The following is a 16,048-nucleotide window of genomic DNA, read 5'->3' as shown; positions in this document are numbered from 1 at the left end:
GGTCACTCACCCGCCAGCACTTCGCAGTAGAACCTCCATTCTTCCTCCAGCGCATGCGCCAGGTTCTCAGCCTTGCGCAGCCCGTGCCGCTCACCCTCGTAGAAATGCCCCTGGGCTTTGATGCCGTTGGCTTGTAGTGCTGCCAGCATCGAGCGCGTCTGCTCGGGCACCACCACGGCGTCCAGCTCGCCCTGGAAAAACACGACCGGCACGGTGATCTGTGCTGCATGCAGCAGCGGTGTACGCTGGCGATAGCGCTCGGCATCCTGATGGGGGTCACCGATCAGCCAGTCCAGGTAATCGCCTTCGAACTTGTGCGTAGCCCGGGCCAGGGCGGTGGGGTCGCTGACGCCATACAGGCTGGCACCTGCGCGGAATACGTCGCGAAATGCCAAGGCGCACAGGGTGGTGTAACCCCCGGCGCTGCCGCCACGGATGAAGGCCTTGCGCGGGTCGATCAGCCCTTGTGCGGCCAGATACTCGACGGCATTGCAGGCATCTTCCACATCGGTTTCACCCCAACGCAGGTGCAGGGCCTGGCGATACTCACGGCCATACCCGCTGCTGCCTCGGTAGTTGAGGTCGGCAACGGCGAAGCCGCGTTGGGTCCAGTACTGGATACGCGGGTCCAGCACCGGGTAGCAGGCCGAGGTGGGGCCGCCATGGATAAAGACCACCAGTGGCGGCGCGCCCTTGCTGTGGGCAGCCGGGTAGAAAAAGCCGTGGGCCAGTGCCGCGCCACGGCCGCAGTGGAACGACTGCGGCAGGCTGATGTGTTCGGCCGCAAGTACCTCGGCGCCACCGGCCAGCACACTGACCTGATGGGTGTCGCGGGCAATGGCGATAACCGCTGGCGGGCTGATGGGCGAGGCGGCGATCGCATACAGGTACTGCGCATCCATGGCCAGGCTGCGAAAGCGCGTATAGGCACTGGCGAAGCGTTCCACGGGGCCATGCTCAGCGCGCAGCCCCAGTTGCCCGAACCCCGCGTCGAACCAGGTAGCCAGGTAGCTCGTCGGGCCTAGCGGTAGCCAAGTACTGGCACCCAACTGCCACGGCGCGCCTGCGTGGTCGGCAGGTTCGGCGGGCAGTGCCTTCCAACGCCCCTCGACCTCGCCCCATGGCTGCCAGAAACCATTGTGATCCGACAGGCAATACAGCTGGTTGGCGTGGTCGAACCGGGGCTGCTGCAATGACGCCTGCGCCGTGGTCACAGGCTGCGGTGGCGCCCAACTGCCATCGGCGGCGCGCTGACGGCACATCAGCCGGGTGAAGGTCCAGGGTTGGGCTGGGCGATCCCATTCCACCCAGGCCAGACGCTGCCCGTCAGGGCTGACGGTGGGCGATGCGTAGAAGTCGGCGCCTTCGGCCAGCACTTCGCAGCTGCCGTGCCCCAGGGCGATCAGGCGATGCTCCACGGTGTATGCGTGGCGCTCTTCCACGGCCAGCACCTGGCCGTCGTGCCACAGTACATCACCGTAGCGGCAGCGGCTGTCGTCGGTGAGGGGGCGCGGCTGTGGGTGGTCGAGGGCCTGAGTGTAGACTTGCTGATCGCGCTCGTTGACGAACACCAGGCCGTCGCCGCCCAGGCAGAAACTACCACCGCCGTATTCATAAACCCGGCTGCGCACACTGAAACCGTCGGGCGTGAGGCAGCGGGCCTGCTGATGCTGCCAGCACCAGATGCGGCAGGCACCGTCGGCCGGGCGGAACTCGACCCAGAACAGCCCGGCATCGCTGGCCTTCAATTCGGCGAAGTCGGTGCCGGCGGCGACAGCCTGCGCGGCGGTGAAGTCAGCCACGGGCGATGACACGTGAGTTTCGTTCATTGCGGAAAGTCATCTGTTCAATGGCAAGGTCAGCGCTTTGCGCCTCCTCGCGAGCCTTGAGGATGATGCCGTGGTCGGCCGACTTGGCACACACTGGGTCGGCATTGCTGGCATCCCCGGTCAGCATGAAGGCCTGGCAACGGCAGCCGCCGAAATCCTTTTCCTTCTCGTCGCACGAGCGGCACGGTTCCGGCATCCACTGGTAACCGCGGAAACGGTTGAAGCCGAACGAGTCATACCAGATGTGCTGCAGGCTATGGTCACGCACATTGGGAAACTGCACGGGCAGTTGACGGGCGCCATGGCAGGGCAGCGCCGTGCCATCCGGGGTAACGGTGAGGAACACGCTGCCCCAGCCGTTCATGCAGGCCTTGGGGCGTTCTTCATAGTAGTCCGGGGTGACGAAGATCAGCTTGCACGGGTTGCCTGCGGCTTTGAGCGTTTCACGGTACTGATTGGTAATGGCTTCTGCCCGCTCCAGCTGCGCACGGGTGGGGAGCAGCCCGAGGCGGTTGAGGTGAGCCCAGCCATAGAACTGGCAGGTGGCAAGCTCGACGAAGTCTGCGTCCAGGGCAACGCACAGCTCAATGATGCGGTCGATCTTGTCGATGTTGTGCCGGTGGGTCACGAAATTGAGCACCATCGGGTAGCCGTGGGCTTTTACCGCACGGGCCATCTCCAGCTTTTGCGCAAAGGCCTTTTTCGAGCCGGCCAGCAGGTTGTTCACCTGCTCGTCACTGGCCTGGAAGCTGATCTGGATATGGTCCAGCCCGGCCTGCTTGAACGCCGCGATGCGGGCCTCGGTCAGGCCGATGCCCGAGGTGATCAGGTTGGTGTAATAGCCCAACCGCCGCGCCTCGCCGATCAGCTCGGCCAGGTCCTGACGCACCAGGGGCTCACCACCGGAAAAGCCGATTTGCGCCGCACCCATTTCCCGCGCTTCGGCCATTACCTTGAACCACTGTGCAGTGCTCAGCTCCTGCCCCTGGGCGGCGAAGTCCAGCGGGTTGGAGCAATAGGGGCACTGCAGCGGGCAGCGGTAGGTGAGCTCGGCCAGCAGCCACAGCGGCAGGCCGACCGCCGGCGTGGCCGGCAGCTCAGTTGAGCTGGATCCAGTGTTCGGCACGGGCCACCTCCATGAACTGCTCGATGTCGTCAGCCACTTCCGGCACATCGGGGAACTGCTGTTGAAGTGCCTCGATGATGGCGCTGACGCTGCGCTGGCCGTCGATCAAGCCCCCAATCAGGCTGGCGCTCTCGTTGAGCTTGATCATGCCCTCGGGGTACAGCAGCACATGGCCCTTCTGCGCGGGTTCGTACTGGAAGCGGTAGCCTGGGCGCCAGCTCGGCACCTGGTTGCGATCAATGCTCATAGGGTGATCCCCTTGTGCCATACCCGTTGCTGGGTAACCGAGTGGTAGGGCGGACGGTTCAGCTCGTAGGCCATGCTCATGGCGTCGAGCATGCTCCACAGGATATCCAGCTTGAACTGCAGGATTTCCAGCATACGCTGCTGGCCAGCCCAGGTGGTGTAGTGCTGCAGGGTGATCGCCAGGCCATGCTCCACGTCACGGCGGGCCTGGCCCAGGCGGGTGCGGAAGTAGGCGTAGCCGGCGGGGTCGATCCACGGGTAGTGCTGGGGCCAGCTGTCCAGGCGCGACTGGTGGATTTGCGGGGCGAACAACTCGGTGAGCGAGCTGCTGGCGGCCTCCTGCCAGCTGGCGCGGCGGGCAAAGTTGACGTAGGCGTCCACGGCAAAGCGTACGCCCGGCAGCACCAGTTCCTGGGAGCGCAGCTGATCCGGATCCAGGCCAACGGCCTGGCCCAGGCGCAGCCAGGCTTCGATGCCGCCGTCTTCACCCGGGGCGCCGTCATGGTCGAGCAGGCGCTGGATCCATTCACGGCGCACTTCGCGGTCAGGGCAGTTGGCCAGGATTGCCGCATCCTTCATCGGGATGTTGACCTGGTAGTAAAAGCGGTTGGCCACCCAGCCCTGAATCTGCTCGCGTGTGGCGCGGCCTTCGTACATGGCCACGTGGTAGGGGTGGTGAATGTGGTAGTAGGCGCCCTTGGCGCGCAAGGCCTGCTCGAACTCGGCAGGGGACATCGGCAGTGCGTCGCTCATTCGGCTGGCTCCTGTAAAGCGGCGTCTCGGCCCACGGGTGAAGGTGAGTGGCGCCTCATGGTGCGTTACAACTCGATGCTCATGCCGTCGAAGGCGACTTCCACGCCACGGCGCACCACCTCGGCGCGCTCGGGTGAGTCCTCGTCGAGAATCGGGTTGGTGTTGTTGATGTGGATAAGCACCTTGCGTTGATGCGGGAAGGCGTCCAGCACTTCGAGCATGCCACCGCTGCCATTCTGCGCCAGGTGGCCCATTTCGCGGCCTGTGCGCGTGCCCACGCCCCGGCGCTGCATCTCGTCGTCTTCCCACAGGGTGCCGTCTACCAGCAGGCAGTCGGCGCCTTGCATCATCGCCAGCAGGTTGTCGTCAACCTGCCCCAGGCCCGGTGCGTAGAACAGCTTGCCACCCGTACGGGTATCCTCCACCAGCAGGCCGAGGTTATCCCCAGGGTGCGGGTCGAAGCGGTGGGGCGAGTACGGCGGCGCGGCGCTGCGTAGCGGGAAGGGGGTAAAGCGCAAGTTCGGGCAGGCCTCGACAACGAAGCTGCCTTCGAGCGCTATGCGGTTCCATTGCAGGCCGCCGTTCCAGTGGCTGAGCATGTTGAACAGCGGAAACCCGGTGGTGAGGTCTTGGTGGACCATGTCGGTGCACCACACCTGGTGCGGGCAGCCCTCGCGCAGGCTGAGCAGGCCGGTGGTGTGGTCGATCTGGCTGTCCAGCAGGATGATGGCGTTGACCCCGGTGTCGCGCAGGGCGCGGGCCGGCTGCATGGGCGCGAAGGCCTGGAGTTGTGCACGGATGTCGGGTGAGGCGTTGCACAATACCCAGTGCACGCCGTCGTCGGATAGCGCAATGGAGGATTGGGTGCGGGCTGTGGCGCGCAGGGTGCCGTCACGCAAGCCCTTGCAGTTGACGCAGTTGCAGTTCCACTGCGGGAACCCGCCACCGGCGGCCGAGCCGAGAACCTGGATATGCATGGGCACTCTCTTTACTGTGCAGAAAACCGTGTCGGAAAAACGAAAACGCCCCGGCAGGCCGAGGCGTGAAACCGTAAGCCTGGCTTAGCGGTTGGCGAAGTACATGGTGACTTCGAAGCCGATACGCAGGTCAGTGTATGCAGGTTTGGTCCACATGGGATTACTCCTTCGGAAGGGGTTACGGATTGCTCAGCTACTACTTGGGTACCGCCGTGGGCAGGAGGTTCCCTGAGCGCGGATTGCGCTATCTTACAAGATAATTATGTACCGAAAGGTTAATTATCTGAAAAGTGCCGTTGCATATTGCGTAACAATCACTCACCCCACTGCCAGGGGGAGGCTGGCGCGGCAGCGTTGGCCAAACAGAGCCAGGGGCAATCTGCATTGAACAGGTCGCTTAGCAGTTGGTCCAGATCCGACTGCCGCACCTTCAGAATAGCCTTGGGCAACGCTTCCAGCTTGACGGGTTGTGTAGCGAGGTGTGTCTGCCAGGCCCATTCGGCGACCTCGGCATTGACCATGACCGCTTCGTCGAACTGCGCTGCGAGGGCCTGGCGACTGCTCGGCGTCAGCGTTACGCCACCTTTCAATACCTCCATCAGGTGCCCCAGAACATCGGCCGGCCTGGCATGGGGCGACTGCACGCCAAACAGCAGGCCGTATGCCCCCTCCACCTGGCGGAAGGCACTGAATACGGCATAGCCCAGTTGCAGCTCTACCCGTAGGCGCTGGTACACCGGCCCCTGCAGCAGCTGGGCCAGCAGGCGGCCGGCTGCTTCGCTGGCCGCAGGCAACCGGCAGAACAGCAGCAGGGCGTGCTCACTGCCTGGGACCTGCACCGGGTGCCAGCGTCGCGCGGCCCAGGGGGCCAGCGGCGCCGGGGCCGAGCCCTGGCCCTGGCCCGGGCACTGCTGCAGCGCTGCGGCCATGGCACTGTGGGCGGCCGGCTCGAACCCCACGGCCAGGCCGTGCCAGGTTGCCTGCTGCCACAGCGCGTCGAGGTGTAGCTGATTACCTGTGCCTTCGGTGGCCGACACACGCGCTGCCCCCTGCACGGCGGCTGGCAGTTGCTCAAGCAAGGCGCGTATAGGCATCAATGGCAACGCCGCTGTAATGGGCGGCTGCCAGCAATCGGCGGGGGGGTGTAGCAGCGCCATCAACGCGTGCTCGGTTGCATAAGCCACGGCTGACGGCAGCCCGGTACAACGCAGTTGCAGGTGGTCGCCAACGCTGGCCAGGCGCAATTGCACCGAGGCTCGGTCGCAGCGCTCCTGTAAGGGTGCCAGTGCGCGCTCAAGAACCGGATACAAAGGCTGAAGCAGGTCCCTTGGCACCTTCCAGCGCAGGTAGAGTGCAGCATATTGCCGCTTGGAGGGCAGTACTTCGGTCACATGCAGGGAACCGGGCAGCAGCTGAGTTTTGCGTTGTGCCCAGCCTGCGCTAAGCAATGGCTCCGGCGGTGGTAGCTGCCATTGGCCATGCTTGCCACTCGGCAATGCCGCGAGCAGTGCCTCAAAGGCTCGCTTACCTTGGGTATCCAGCGGCGCGAACGGCTGGCCAGTGCTGTCCCGCTGGGCCAGCTCCAGTGCCCCCGCACTGCGTTCACGGCTTTGCTGCAGCAGGCCGAAACCCTGGTTGAGCGCGTCCAGGCCTGCCCCTCGAATGAAGCCGAACCAGCCATGCAACAGTGCGGTGGCTTCATCCCGGCAAGCGGCGGCGGTTAGTTTCAGGTCGATATGCCACAACAACTGCCCGGCAAACCCATACAACGTCTGGGTATTGAACCCCTGCAACCAGCCGCGCTGGCGCAGCGCATCCAGCCAGGTGCCGGGGCGGCTATCGCCGAGGCAGGCCGTGAGCAGTGCCAGGGCCTGCTCGGCCCCCTCGGGCAGTGCGTTCAGGCTGAACACCAGCGGGTGCGTACTTGCCGCCAGTGCCGCAGGCTGGGGCTGCTCCGCACGCTCGCCTTTGGCAAACCGCTGCCCCTGCTGCCTGCCCAACTGCTCCAGCTCGTCCAGCGGCTGGGGGCCGCAGAGGGCCAGTACGGTCTGGCCGCCCTGATAGTAACGCTGGTGAAAGCCTGCAAGCGCCTGCTGAAAAGCTACATTCTGCACTGGCAGCGTATAGCGGTTCCCGGCATGGAAAGCGCCCAGGGGGTGGTGGGATGCTACCGACTGCAGCAGGGCGTACTGTTGTTGCGCCGCCGGGTTGCGCGACCAGGCAATGAATTCGGCGTGAATCACCTCACGTTCCTGGTGCTGTCGTGCAACCCCAAGGTCCGGTTCGGCGAGCATCTGGCACAGCCGCACCAGCCCACCTGCCAGCGCAGCAGGCGGGGTTTCGAAAAAGTAGTCCGTGGTGCGCTCGCGGGTGCTGGCATTGACCTGACCACCCACGCCTTGCACGTAGCGCATCAGGCCGTCTTCCAGCGGAAACTGCGGCGTACCCAGGAAGAACAGATGCTCCAGAAAGTGCGCCAGCCCTGGCCACTTGCCCGGCGCATCATGGTTACCCGCATGCACCCGTATGGCCGCCGCCGCACGCTTCAGCCGGGGGGCGTGGCGCAAGCGCAGTTGCAGGCCGTTGGCCAGGGTGACGTGCCGAATTGCGTCAGGCATGGCGCCGGTGCAGTTCCTGGCGCAGGTCACGCAGGTAGGGAAACGCTTCACGCCCCTGGATCAGCCGGTCATATTCCAGCTGCGCTGTCAGCAGGCACTCGTCGTGGCCGGCCATGGCCAGTAGGCTGCCGTCCGGCGCAACGATGCTGCTCTGCCCGCAGTAATCAATGTCGCCCTCCGAACCACAGTAGTTGGCATAGACCAGGTAACACTGGTTTTCCTGCGCCCGGGCGCGCACGGTGACCTGGCAGGTGAAGTCGTAGGGGGCCATATTGGCCGTGGGCACCAGGATCAGCTCGGCACCGCCCAGCGCCAGCCGGCGTGCGTTTTCCGGGAACTCGATGTCGTAGCAGATCAGCAGGCCGACCTTCCAGCCGTTTAGCTCGACAACCGGAAAGTGGTCGGGCCCCTGGCTGAACATGGCCCGGTCAAGTTCGCCGAAGAGGTGGGTTTTGCGATAGTTGCTCAGGCTTCGACCGTGGGCGTCGACCAGCTGCACGCTGTTGTAGATCGCCCCGTCATCCCCCCGCTCCGGGTAGCCGTAGGCAATGGCGATGCGGTACGCCTGGGCGATCTCGACCACGTGCATGGCCGACGGGCCATCCTCGGTCTCGGCCAGGCGTTGCACCTGCGCGGCGCCGATGTTGTAGCCGGTGAGGAACATTTCCGGGCACACCAGCAGGCCGGCGCCCTGTTCGGCAGCCAGCCTGGCCTGCTGGCGCAGGCGCTGCAGGTTGCCGGGCACGTCCAGCGGCCTGGGCGTGCCTTGGAACAGCGCGATGTGCATGGCGCCTCCTGGGTCAGTCGGCCAGGGCGATGGGGCCGATCTCGTCGAACACATCGCCCGGGCCGGGGTTGTCGGGGTGGGTGCTGCCACCAAAGTGGTTGATGATACCCCATACCGCATTCAGCGAAGTCTGCACGGCGCCCTCCACCCAGGCCGGTGTCCACGACACGTCGTCGCCGGCGATAAAGATGCCGCGCTGCTCGGCGGGCAGGTGCTGCTGCATGAAGTGCGCATACATGCGCTGGTTGTAGCGGTAGTGGCCCGGCAGTGCACCCTTGAAGGCGCCGAGGAAGTACGGGTCGGCTTCCCAGGAGATGGTGATCGGGTCGCCGATGATATGGCCGGCAATGTCTGTTTTCGGGTAGATCTTCTTTAACGCATCGAGCGCCAGCTGCACGCGTTTTTCCACAGGGTGCGGCAGCATTTTCAAGGCGTCGCTCATCCAGGCGTAGGACAGGCAGATCACCCCCGGCTTGTCATCACCGTTGTCGAACAGGTAGGTACCCCGGGTCAGGCGGTCGGTCAGGGTCATGCTCAGCAGGTCGCGACCGGTTTCCGGGTCCTTGTCTTTCCAGAACGGCCGATCGACCATGACGAAGGTCTTCGAAGACTGCATGTAGCGGGTACGGTCGAGGGCCATCCACATCTTCTGCGAAAACAGCGACTCTTCGCAGTCGATCTGGGTGGTCAGCAGCCAGGTCTGGCAGGTGGTAAGGACCGCGCCATAGTGGCGCGTGCCTCCCCAGGTGTCGGTGACCGCCAGGCGCCCGTCGGCCGCCCTGGCGATGCGCCTGACCCCGGTGCTCGGTGCACCGCCGTGCAGTGAACTCAGGCTGGTGCCCTGTGGCCAGTGCGCACATTGCTCTGGCTGATGGCGCCAGATGCCTTGAGGGACTTGCTCCACGCCGCCCACGATCAGGTGCTGGTGGTCGTCGCAGTTGGTCATCACCACGCGGAAAATTTCCAGCATCGAGTTGGGGAAGTCAGAGTCCCATCCCCCTGTGCCGAAGCCCACCTGCCCGAACACCTCGCGGTGCAGGAAGCTCAGTTTGGCAAACGAGCGTGAGGTGGCGACAAAATCGTAGAACGTGCGGTCATCCCACAGTGGCACCAGCTTGTTCCACAGCGCTTTCAGGCGCGGCACATCGCGGTCGCGGATAGCCTGTTGAATGTCGGCGAACTGGGCCCCGCTCTCCAGCGCGTCGGCCCAGGCATCTGCCACTTCGTGAAACAGTTTGGGCAGGTCGGCAACGCTTTCGGCGTAGTAGGTCTGGCCTTCCAGGTCGATCACGGTGCTGCCCGAGGCTGCTGTCAGCGGGTTGGGAAAGGGTTTGGTTTCCAGCCCGAGCTTGTCCACATAGTGGTAGAACGCCGTGGACGAGACCGGGAAGCGCATGCCGCCCAGTTCGGCGACGATGCCGTCGGTGCCGTTGAACGCCTGGGAGCGCAAGCGCCCGCCCAATTTCGACGCCTCGTATACCACAGGCTTGAGCCCCAGCTTCATCAATTCGTAGGCCGCTACCAGGCCGGCGATGCCTGCGCCGATGATGGCGACTTCTTCGCCGTGACGCTCAGGCGGAATGCTGCCCAGGCCGGCAGGGTGCTCCAGCCAGTCATCGAAGGCGAACGGAAAGTCCGGGCCGAAGATGGTGACAGGTTGTTTGCCGTCGGCGGGGTGGCGGTTTTTCTTGTTCATGAAGTGGACCTTGCCAGAGCGGCTGCGCGAGGGGGCGTAGCCTGAGTATAGGGGAGGCTGGAGGTCATTCTAGGAGGTGGGGTGGTCGTTATTAAGGTGCAGAGTGTTGTCTTTTTGTCTTTGTTTTCGTCTAAATGACTGGTTATTAATAGAGTTTGACGATTAAGCTCTGATAAAACCCAAGCGAGCGGGTTAAATCGGCTGCCCGCGCTCGACCTTGCTGCTGAGCCTGCCCATGGCAACAAGGGCCGGCCCAGGTGCTCAGCGTGCGATCTTGTAACGGGTGCTGCGCCCGCCACCGGGCAGCCGCTCAATGCAGCCTTTTTCCAGCAGGTCGCTCAAATGGCGGGTCGCCGTTGCTTTGGAAACCTTGGCCACAGCTTGCTCAACAAACGCCCCTGAGCCTGAGCGCACGCGCGTAGCAGCGGGGCAAGCGCTTCGGCTTGCCAGCTGAAGTGCGATCACTCTGTGTGCTGCCAGATCCAAAGCGAGTCATTCATGAGGGCATTCATCTGTGAGCCGATTAGGGAGCCTATTCGGCTCATCTAGTGAGCCGATAATGCTTGCTATTTGGCTCACTGTCTAAAGCTCAAACCGGGGCTTTCAAGTTGATGGGCCCACACGGAATCGAAGAGCGAGCGGGTTAAACCGGCTGCCCGCGCTCGACCTTGCTGCTGAGAATGATCGACGTGGTGGTTTTCTCCACCCCGTCCAGGCTGCCGATCTGGTCAAGCAGCTGGTCAAGCTGCTCAGGCGAATCGGTCTGCAGCCAAGCCACGTAATCGAACTCACCGCTGACTGCACACAGCTGCTGAACCTGCCCCATGGCACTCAGGCGCTTGACCACGTCCTTGCCCGAGCGCGGTTGTACCTTGATGCCCACGTAGGCCTGCAGCCCCCCGCCGATAACCCGCTGCCCCAGGCGCACGCCATAGCCGGTGATGACCTTGTTCTTCTCCAGCCGCTCCAGGCGCGAATTGACGGTGGTACGGGCGATGCCCAGTTGGCGGGCGAGGGTGGCGACGCTTTCGCGGGCATTTAGCTGCAGCAGGGCAATGAGCTGGCGGTCGATTTCGTCCAGCGCAAGCGGGCGGGAGTCCGGCATGGTGATTCTCTGCGGTTTTGAGGGTCAGGGTTCGCCGGGTGCTGGCTTCCGGGTCTACTCGACAGCCGTCGTCAGTTCAGGATTGCCAAAACCAGCCAGGCTGGCGTTGGACGCCTGGAAGTAACTACGCCAGAACTGTTCCAGGTTCTGGATCATTTTTCCGCTACGGTAGCCGTTTTTGGCTGTGGTCGGTACAAACGCTGCACCATGTATGTAAACCCGCGCGCCTTGAAAGTCCGCCAGCAATTTTTGCTTCTCCACCTTGGTGATCTCGACCTTCGGATCGATTTGGCGGATGCCGTTGGACTGATAGAAACTTCCAAAGTCGCTGTACTCCAGCATATCGGACATCACCAGCATGACATGCTCGCTGACGCCTTCGGCCTTGGCCAGGTCCTCTCCCACGGCTTTCAGGCTGAACAGGATTTCACTGCGGGGAATATCGGAGCTCGACTTGCCCATCGTGGCGGCAAAGGCCCTGCCGAAGCCTTGGAACATCTGCCCAGGCTGGTTCTTGAGGCAGGATTCGAATTTACGGGTCGCCATCATCGGCACGCTACCCAGCACTTTCGGATCAATCGGTTTTTCCAGCTCGCCAGCGTAGCGCAGGCGCGTGTAGTGGCCTTCAAGGTACGCGCTGAAGGAGTAGAGGCGAATCTTGTCGCCTGGCTGCATAAAGCGTTTGATGTGCCCCCAGGCCGTTCGCTGCAGGTCCTGGGTCAGCGGGGTGGTCTGGTCAACGACAACAGTCAGCATCCGGCCGGACGGCGCGGTGCGGAACTCGGTGATGCGGGCGTTGGCGTAGCAGCTAGGAACGTCATTACGCTCCGCCGCCACCAGAGCGGTTGGCACGAGTAGCAGCGCCAGGGCCAAGCTCTTGATGTTCATGAAACCTCCATTTTTAGTAAAGCAGCTGCGCAGTCACGCAACTGCTTAGCACAGGCTCAGGCACGCTGGCCGCTCTGCTTGACCATCAGTTGCAGACGGCGAGCGCGCTTGATGGTTTCAAGATCAATACCTTTGGTCGTTGCCACGAAAGGCAGGTCATCCTCGTGGAACTCAGTCAGGTCACCGAACTGGTGGGGGTCAAAGCCACCCGCCATGGGCGCAGGAGCATCGGGTACGCCAGTGACTGTGTCCGCTGGAGCCGCTTCGATGACGCGTCCAGTCTGCATGACGGCCATTACCGGTGGAGCTTCGACGGGGACATTCACTTGAACGGCTACAGTGGGGGGCGCCATAGGCGCTGGCGCGGCAACAACGGGGGCCGATGGGGTGGGTACCACGAAGGTGTTCGCTACGCTTTTGAAGGTATTGCACAGTTGTATCAGAGAAAGCTCTTCGATCTGATTCATCCGCGGCAAGGCGAAACGAATGATTTCATCGATTTTTGCAACATCGTTGTTGGCAATTGCAGTGTTCAGGTCTGCAGTGGATTTCTTGATGTAGTTTTCCAATACCGCCCTGCTGTCTTTACCCAGTTGATCAGCAATGGCTTTCTGGTCAGCCCAGGCCTTGCCTGCATCCTGCTCTTCAATAAAGCGTGCGAATGTACGGGCAACATTGTCTTTGCGCAGCGCTTCGCGGTCACCCCCTTTCACGCGAAATTGTGCCAGCTGAAGCGCCTGGAGTTTGCCGAGGGCCGACTGGGCGTCATTGGCGATGCTGCGGGCTTTGGCTTGGTGATACCGCGCGAATTCACTGGCACTGGAGAACTTGTGCACCCGTTCCCACGCCTTGCGCGAGTAGGTACCGGCAAAGCCAAAGCTGTAGGCCAGGAAGGTCGAGGTGAACTGGATGAAGATGAACAGCGAACTCAGCACCCCGAACGTGACAAGGCTGGCGCGGTGGAGCGCATCAATCTGGTCCTGGGCTGATTTGCCAGCGGCCTCATTGGCGATGGACTGCATCTCGCTTGGCAGCGGGAAGTCATCCTGGCCGCTGGCAGGGAAGTCGTCGGCGCCTTGCGACACAGCCGGTGGGTTGGCGATCAGGTCGGCCTCTTGTGCATTGAGGGTTTCAGCACGTACCCAGAACGCAGCGACGGCCAGGATGACAATAAATACGGCATAGCCGACAACGATGCCGTAACGCTTGGCCGGCATGGCGCCATCCTGCGGTACCTTCACACGGTTCAGCATGCGCTGATATTCCGGGCGCTCGTCATCGATATGAGTGTTATCGATGGTGACGATGTCACGGGATACCATGTCGCCATCCGCGCCACCGTGACGCAGTTCCTCGTAGCTCATGATCTTGCTGACGATACTGTTGAGGTAGAGCTGACGGCCAGCGAACTCGGAGAGAAACACACCTATGATCGATATCACCAACCCGATGCCAAATGCGCCGGCTACCGCCGTGTCGGGGGTTGCCAGCGTCAAGGCAAAGGGCGCAAGCGCGTAACCGAAAGCAGTGGCCTCGATCAGCATCAGTACGATGATGATCGCCCACATACCGAAACCTTTTTCTTTGCGGTTGTCTTCGCCGATCTTGCCCAGGTAGTTCTGGCAGTGCTTGAAATGGGCTTCAGACGGCTGGTGGTCGCGGTAGTAGGTTTCGTATTTCAGATTCAGCTGGCTCTCTGACTCGTAGAAGCCTACCGCTTCCGGGTTTTTCGGGGTCGGTAGCTCCTTCGAACCCGGATTCTTGACCCAATGTGACAGGCGACCGACCCAAGGGGCATTGATACGCGCCTTCATCAGGGCGTAGCGCACCTCATACCAGTTGATGATGATCGGGATGGTCAAAAATATCAGCAGAACGATGGGCAGGACGATATGCCAATAGCTGGCAAAAAACGTCTGAATGGTTTCAAGCATGGGTACTTCTCCTTAGCCGCGCTTCAGCGGTTGGAACTGCGCCACGTAGGCGTCACCCTGTTTCGGGTAGTAGATTTCGCCAGCGACGGCCTTGCCTGCACGTTTGTCGAACACGATGTCCATGCATGAAACCGGCGTGTTTTTTTGGTCGAGCGCGAAGACGCGGTACAGCACCTGGGTTTCACCTTCATAGGTGTTGGCGACCGACTTGACCGGGGCAGAGTTTGTCTTCTGGGCGGTACCGACGTTGGTGATGAACTGCATGACCGGAGCACCAGCCGCGGCACCGGTGTCGCGCAGCACGGCAACAGGACCTACTGCAGCCACGTGGCCATTGACCTTGCTTGCCCAGACACCGCCATTCAGGCCGGGCAGGAAGTCAGTGGTGGAGAACGCTTTCAGCCCAACACCTGTGGCAAGGTTTTTCACCTCGCCCTGCACGCGCGGCAGGTCCCCAACGCACGAGGTGACCGGAGCATTGGCGTATGCCGAACTGATCAAGGAAAAGGTCGAACGCTTCGGTTGTATGCTCGATGACAGCATGGAGGTGGTGGTGGTGACGGGTACGCCACCGAAGTCGATACCGCCTTGGCCCGCAAGCTGGACCACCACCTCTGCGCCAGGGCTGGTTGGCAGTGCGGGGGCCTTGTCGTTGAGAACCGGGGTTTGCGCAGGAGTGGGCGTGCTCACCGGCTGCTTTGCAGTTGTGGCGACCTGGGTAGGTCTGGAATCAGCGCCACGCTTTGCGGCCGCCTTTTCAACCTTGACCTTGGGCGCGACGGCCGTGCCATGAGCCAGATACCTGGCACCCGACCGCTCCTCGCGCACGCGCTGCGCCAGCACCTGCTCGTTGTCGACTTCGACGATCTCTACCCGACGGTTTTTCGCTCTACCGGCGAGGGAGGTATTATCGGCCACAGGCCGTGCGGACCCTGCGCCCTGAAAGAAAATATCCTGCGGCGGGACGCCAATCGCGGCCATCATGTCGGCGACGGTTCGAGCCCGTTGCTCGGACAGTTTCTGGTTAAGTTCAGCACTGCCTGAAGAGTCAGTGTGGCCAACGACCAGGAGCTTCTTGGTCGGGGCACCGGGTCGGGCGGCTGTTCGATCACGCGCAAATTCCTGTGCCATTACGCTCAGTTTGCGGTAGCCCTGACTGGTCAATGTTGACGAGCCCGACGGGAACATCTCGGTCGTTTCGATTTGGGCTTCCACACCGACAGACTTCTTGTCGCCGCTGGCAGAGACCATTTCGACTTCTCGCACTTCAGCCTTCACGCCCTGCTCGGCAGCTACAGCCCTCAGGCGATCGACCCGCTGCTTATACGCATACAGCGCGCCGCAGCCCAAAGCGCCTCCCGCGACAGCACCGGCGGCGATCTGGTTGCCGTTACCACCAGAGGCAGCGACCACACCCCCCACGACGAGCGAACCCAGCACAGCGCCGGCACCGCAGGCGAACTTGCCTGAGTTCTCTCCCAGGGTTTTGTCAATCGTCGCGCATCCACTGAGCCCCATGGTAATGGCCGTGGCGAGCGCTGTGTATTGCAGTGTCTTCGTGCTCAGCATTCCCTTTCAGTTCCCCGTGCCAAATCCTGGCGAATACCAGCGTGTAAGCTGAAGCTGGTTCAGCTTCGGCCGCAAATGTCAGTTGATATCGTCGTAACGGCGTTATCAAGAATTCGCGCTCTGGGGGCGGTAACCCAATCGACGCTGCGCCAGGGATAGCGGGCGGGCCGAGGTTGAGTGCATGCATCTTGGCATGAGGGAAGTGGAGAACAGCTCCATGTTCCGCGCTATGCGCCATCCAGGGCGGTGTGTGGCAATTAGTTACCTTAATGTTTCCCGATCAAGATGTGAACAGCTGCGATTCAGCTTTTGTTGCTGTTCGCATTCCATCTAGACGGGGAAGCCTTGCCGCACTGCCTGATGAGTACGCTCACCCGACAGGGCTTCAACTGGGAGGGCATCGCCAAAAACACGAAAGCCGCGTTTATACGCGGCTTTTGGTTTGGTGGGCCCACACGGACTCGAACCGTGGACCAAAGGATTATGAGTCCTCTGCTCTAACCAACTGAGCTATAGGCCC

The 16,048-nt window shown here is 62.4% G+C and carries 13 protein-coding genes, 1 tRNA gene and 1 pseudogene; all 15 read right to left on the bottom strand.

Annotation, left to right across the window (positions count from 1 at the left end; genetic code table 11):
• Positions 1 to 2: 2 nt before the first annotated feature.
• On the bottom strand, positions 3 to 1,829 hold the full coding sequence (locus APH25_RS18145) for a S9 family peptidase (RefSeq protein ID WP_060482885.1): 1,827 nt from the start codon (positions 1,827 to 1,829) through the stop codon (positions 3 to 5).
• Positions 1,795 to 2,955, bottom strand: a complete 1,161-nt coding sequence (gene pqqE / locus APH25_RS18140; RefSeq protein WP_028633645.1) for a pyrroloquinoline quinone biosynthesis protein PqqE — start codon at positions 2,953 to 2,955, stop codon at positions 1,795 to 1,797. The genes APH25_RS18145 and pqqE overlap by 35 nt, the downstream gene beginning before the upstream one ends.
• Complete coding sequence (pqqD, locus tag APH25_RS18135; RefSeq protein ID WP_060482884.1) at positions 2,927 to 3,202, bottom strand: pyrroloquinoline quinone biosynthesis peptide chaperone PqqD; 276 nt, start codon at positions 3,200 to 3,202, stop codon at positions 2,927 to 2,929. Before pqqD ends, pqqE begins: the two co-directional genes overlap by 29 nt.
• Entirely contained in the window at positions 3,199 to 3,954 is a 756-nt protein-coding gene (pqqC, locus tag APH25_RS18130) for a pyrroloquinoline-quinone synthase PqqC (RefSeq protein ID WP_060482883.1), read from the bottom strand. Before pqqC ends, pqqD begins: the two co-directional genes overlap by 4 nt.
• 65 nt (positions 3,955 to 4,019) lie before the next feature.
• Positions 4,020 to 4,931, bottom strand: a complete 912-nt coding sequence (gene pqqB / locus APH25_RS18125) for a pyrroloquinoline quinone biosynthesis protein PqqB (RefSeq protein ID WP_060482882.1) — start codon at positions 4,929 to 4,931, stop codon at positions 4,020 to 4,022.
• 84 nt (positions 4,932 to 5,015) lie between these two features.
• Positions 5,016 to 5,087, bottom strand: a complete 72-nt coding sequence (gene pqqA, locus APH25_RS25115) for a pyrroloquinoline quinone precursor peptide PqqA (protein ID WP_003243383.1) — start codon at positions 5,085 to 5,087, stop codon at positions 5,016 to 5,018.
• 158 nt (positions 5,088 to 5,245) lie between these two features.
• Positions 5,246 to 7,549, bottom strand: coding sequence for a pyrroloquinoline quinone biosynthesis protein PqqF (pqqF, locus tag APH25_RS18120; protein ID WP_060482881.1), 2,304 nt, complete (start codon positions 7,547 to 7,549; stop codon positions 5,246 to 5,248).
• Positions 7,542 to 8,336, bottom strand: a complete 795-nt coding sequence (locus APH25_RS18115; protein ID WP_060482880.1) for a carbon-nitrogen hydrolase family protein — start codon at positions 8,334 to 8,336, stop codon at positions 7,542 to 7,544. The genes pqqF and APH25_RS18115 overlap by 8 nt, the downstream gene beginning before the upstream one ends.
• A gap of 13 nt (positions 8,337 to 8,349) precedes the next feature.
• Positions 8,350 to 10,032, bottom strand: coding sequence for an NAD(P)/FAD-dependent oxidoreductase (locus APH25_RS18110; RefSeq protein WP_028633639.1), 1,683 nt, complete (start codon positions 10,030 to 10,032; stop codon positions 8,350 to 8,352).
• 261 nt (positions 10,033 to 10,293) lie between these two features.
• Positions 10,294 to 10,422 (bottom strand): annotated as a pseudogene (locus APH25_RS25110) (DUF4172 domain-containing protein); the annotation flags it as partial.
• 253 nt (positions 10,423 to 10,675) lie between these two features.
• Positions 10,676 to 11,137: an Lrp/AsnC family transcriptional regulator gene (locus tag APH25_RS18105; protein ID WP_060482879.1), complete on the bottom strand. Its 462-nt coding sequence runs from the start codon at positions 11,135 to 11,137 to the stop codon at positions 10,676 to 10,678.
• Between the two features lie 54 nt (positions 11,138 to 11,191).
• Positions 11,192 to 12,025 carry a hypothetical protein gene (locus tag APH25_RS18100; protein WP_060482878.1) on the bottom strand — a complete coding sequence of 278 codons (834 nt, stop codon included), beginning with the start codon at positions 12,023 to 12,025 and terminating at the stop codon, positions 11,192 to 11,194.
• Between the two features lie 56 nt (positions 12,026 to 12,081).
• On the bottom strand, positions 12,082 to 13,959 hold the full coding sequence (locus APH25_RS18095) for a hypothetical protein (RefSeq protein ID WP_060482877.1): 1,878 nt from the start codon (positions 13,957 to 13,959) through the stop codon (positions 12,082 to 12,084).
• 12 nt (positions 13,960 to 13,971) lie between these two features.
• The gene (locus APH25_RS18090) at positions 13,972 to 15,528 is read right to left on the bottom strand and encodes an OmpA family protein (RefSeq protein WP_060482876.1); all 1,557 of its coding nucleotides are present in this window, start codon (positions 15,526 to 15,528) and stop codon (positions 13,972 to 13,974) included.
• 443 nt (positions 15,529 to 15,971) lie between these two features.
• Positions 15,972 to 16,048, bottom strand: a tRNA-Ile gene (locus tag APH25_RS18085).

This window comes from Pseudomonas sp. NBRC 111119, assembly GCF_001320125.1.
In the GTDB taxonomy this organism is placed as follows: domain Bacteria; phylum Pseudomonadota; class Gammaproteobacteria; order Pseudomonadales; family Pseudomonadaceae; genus Aquipseudomonas; species Aquipseudomonas parafulva.
This window is presented reverse-complemented; position numbering and strand designations above follow the sequence as displayed.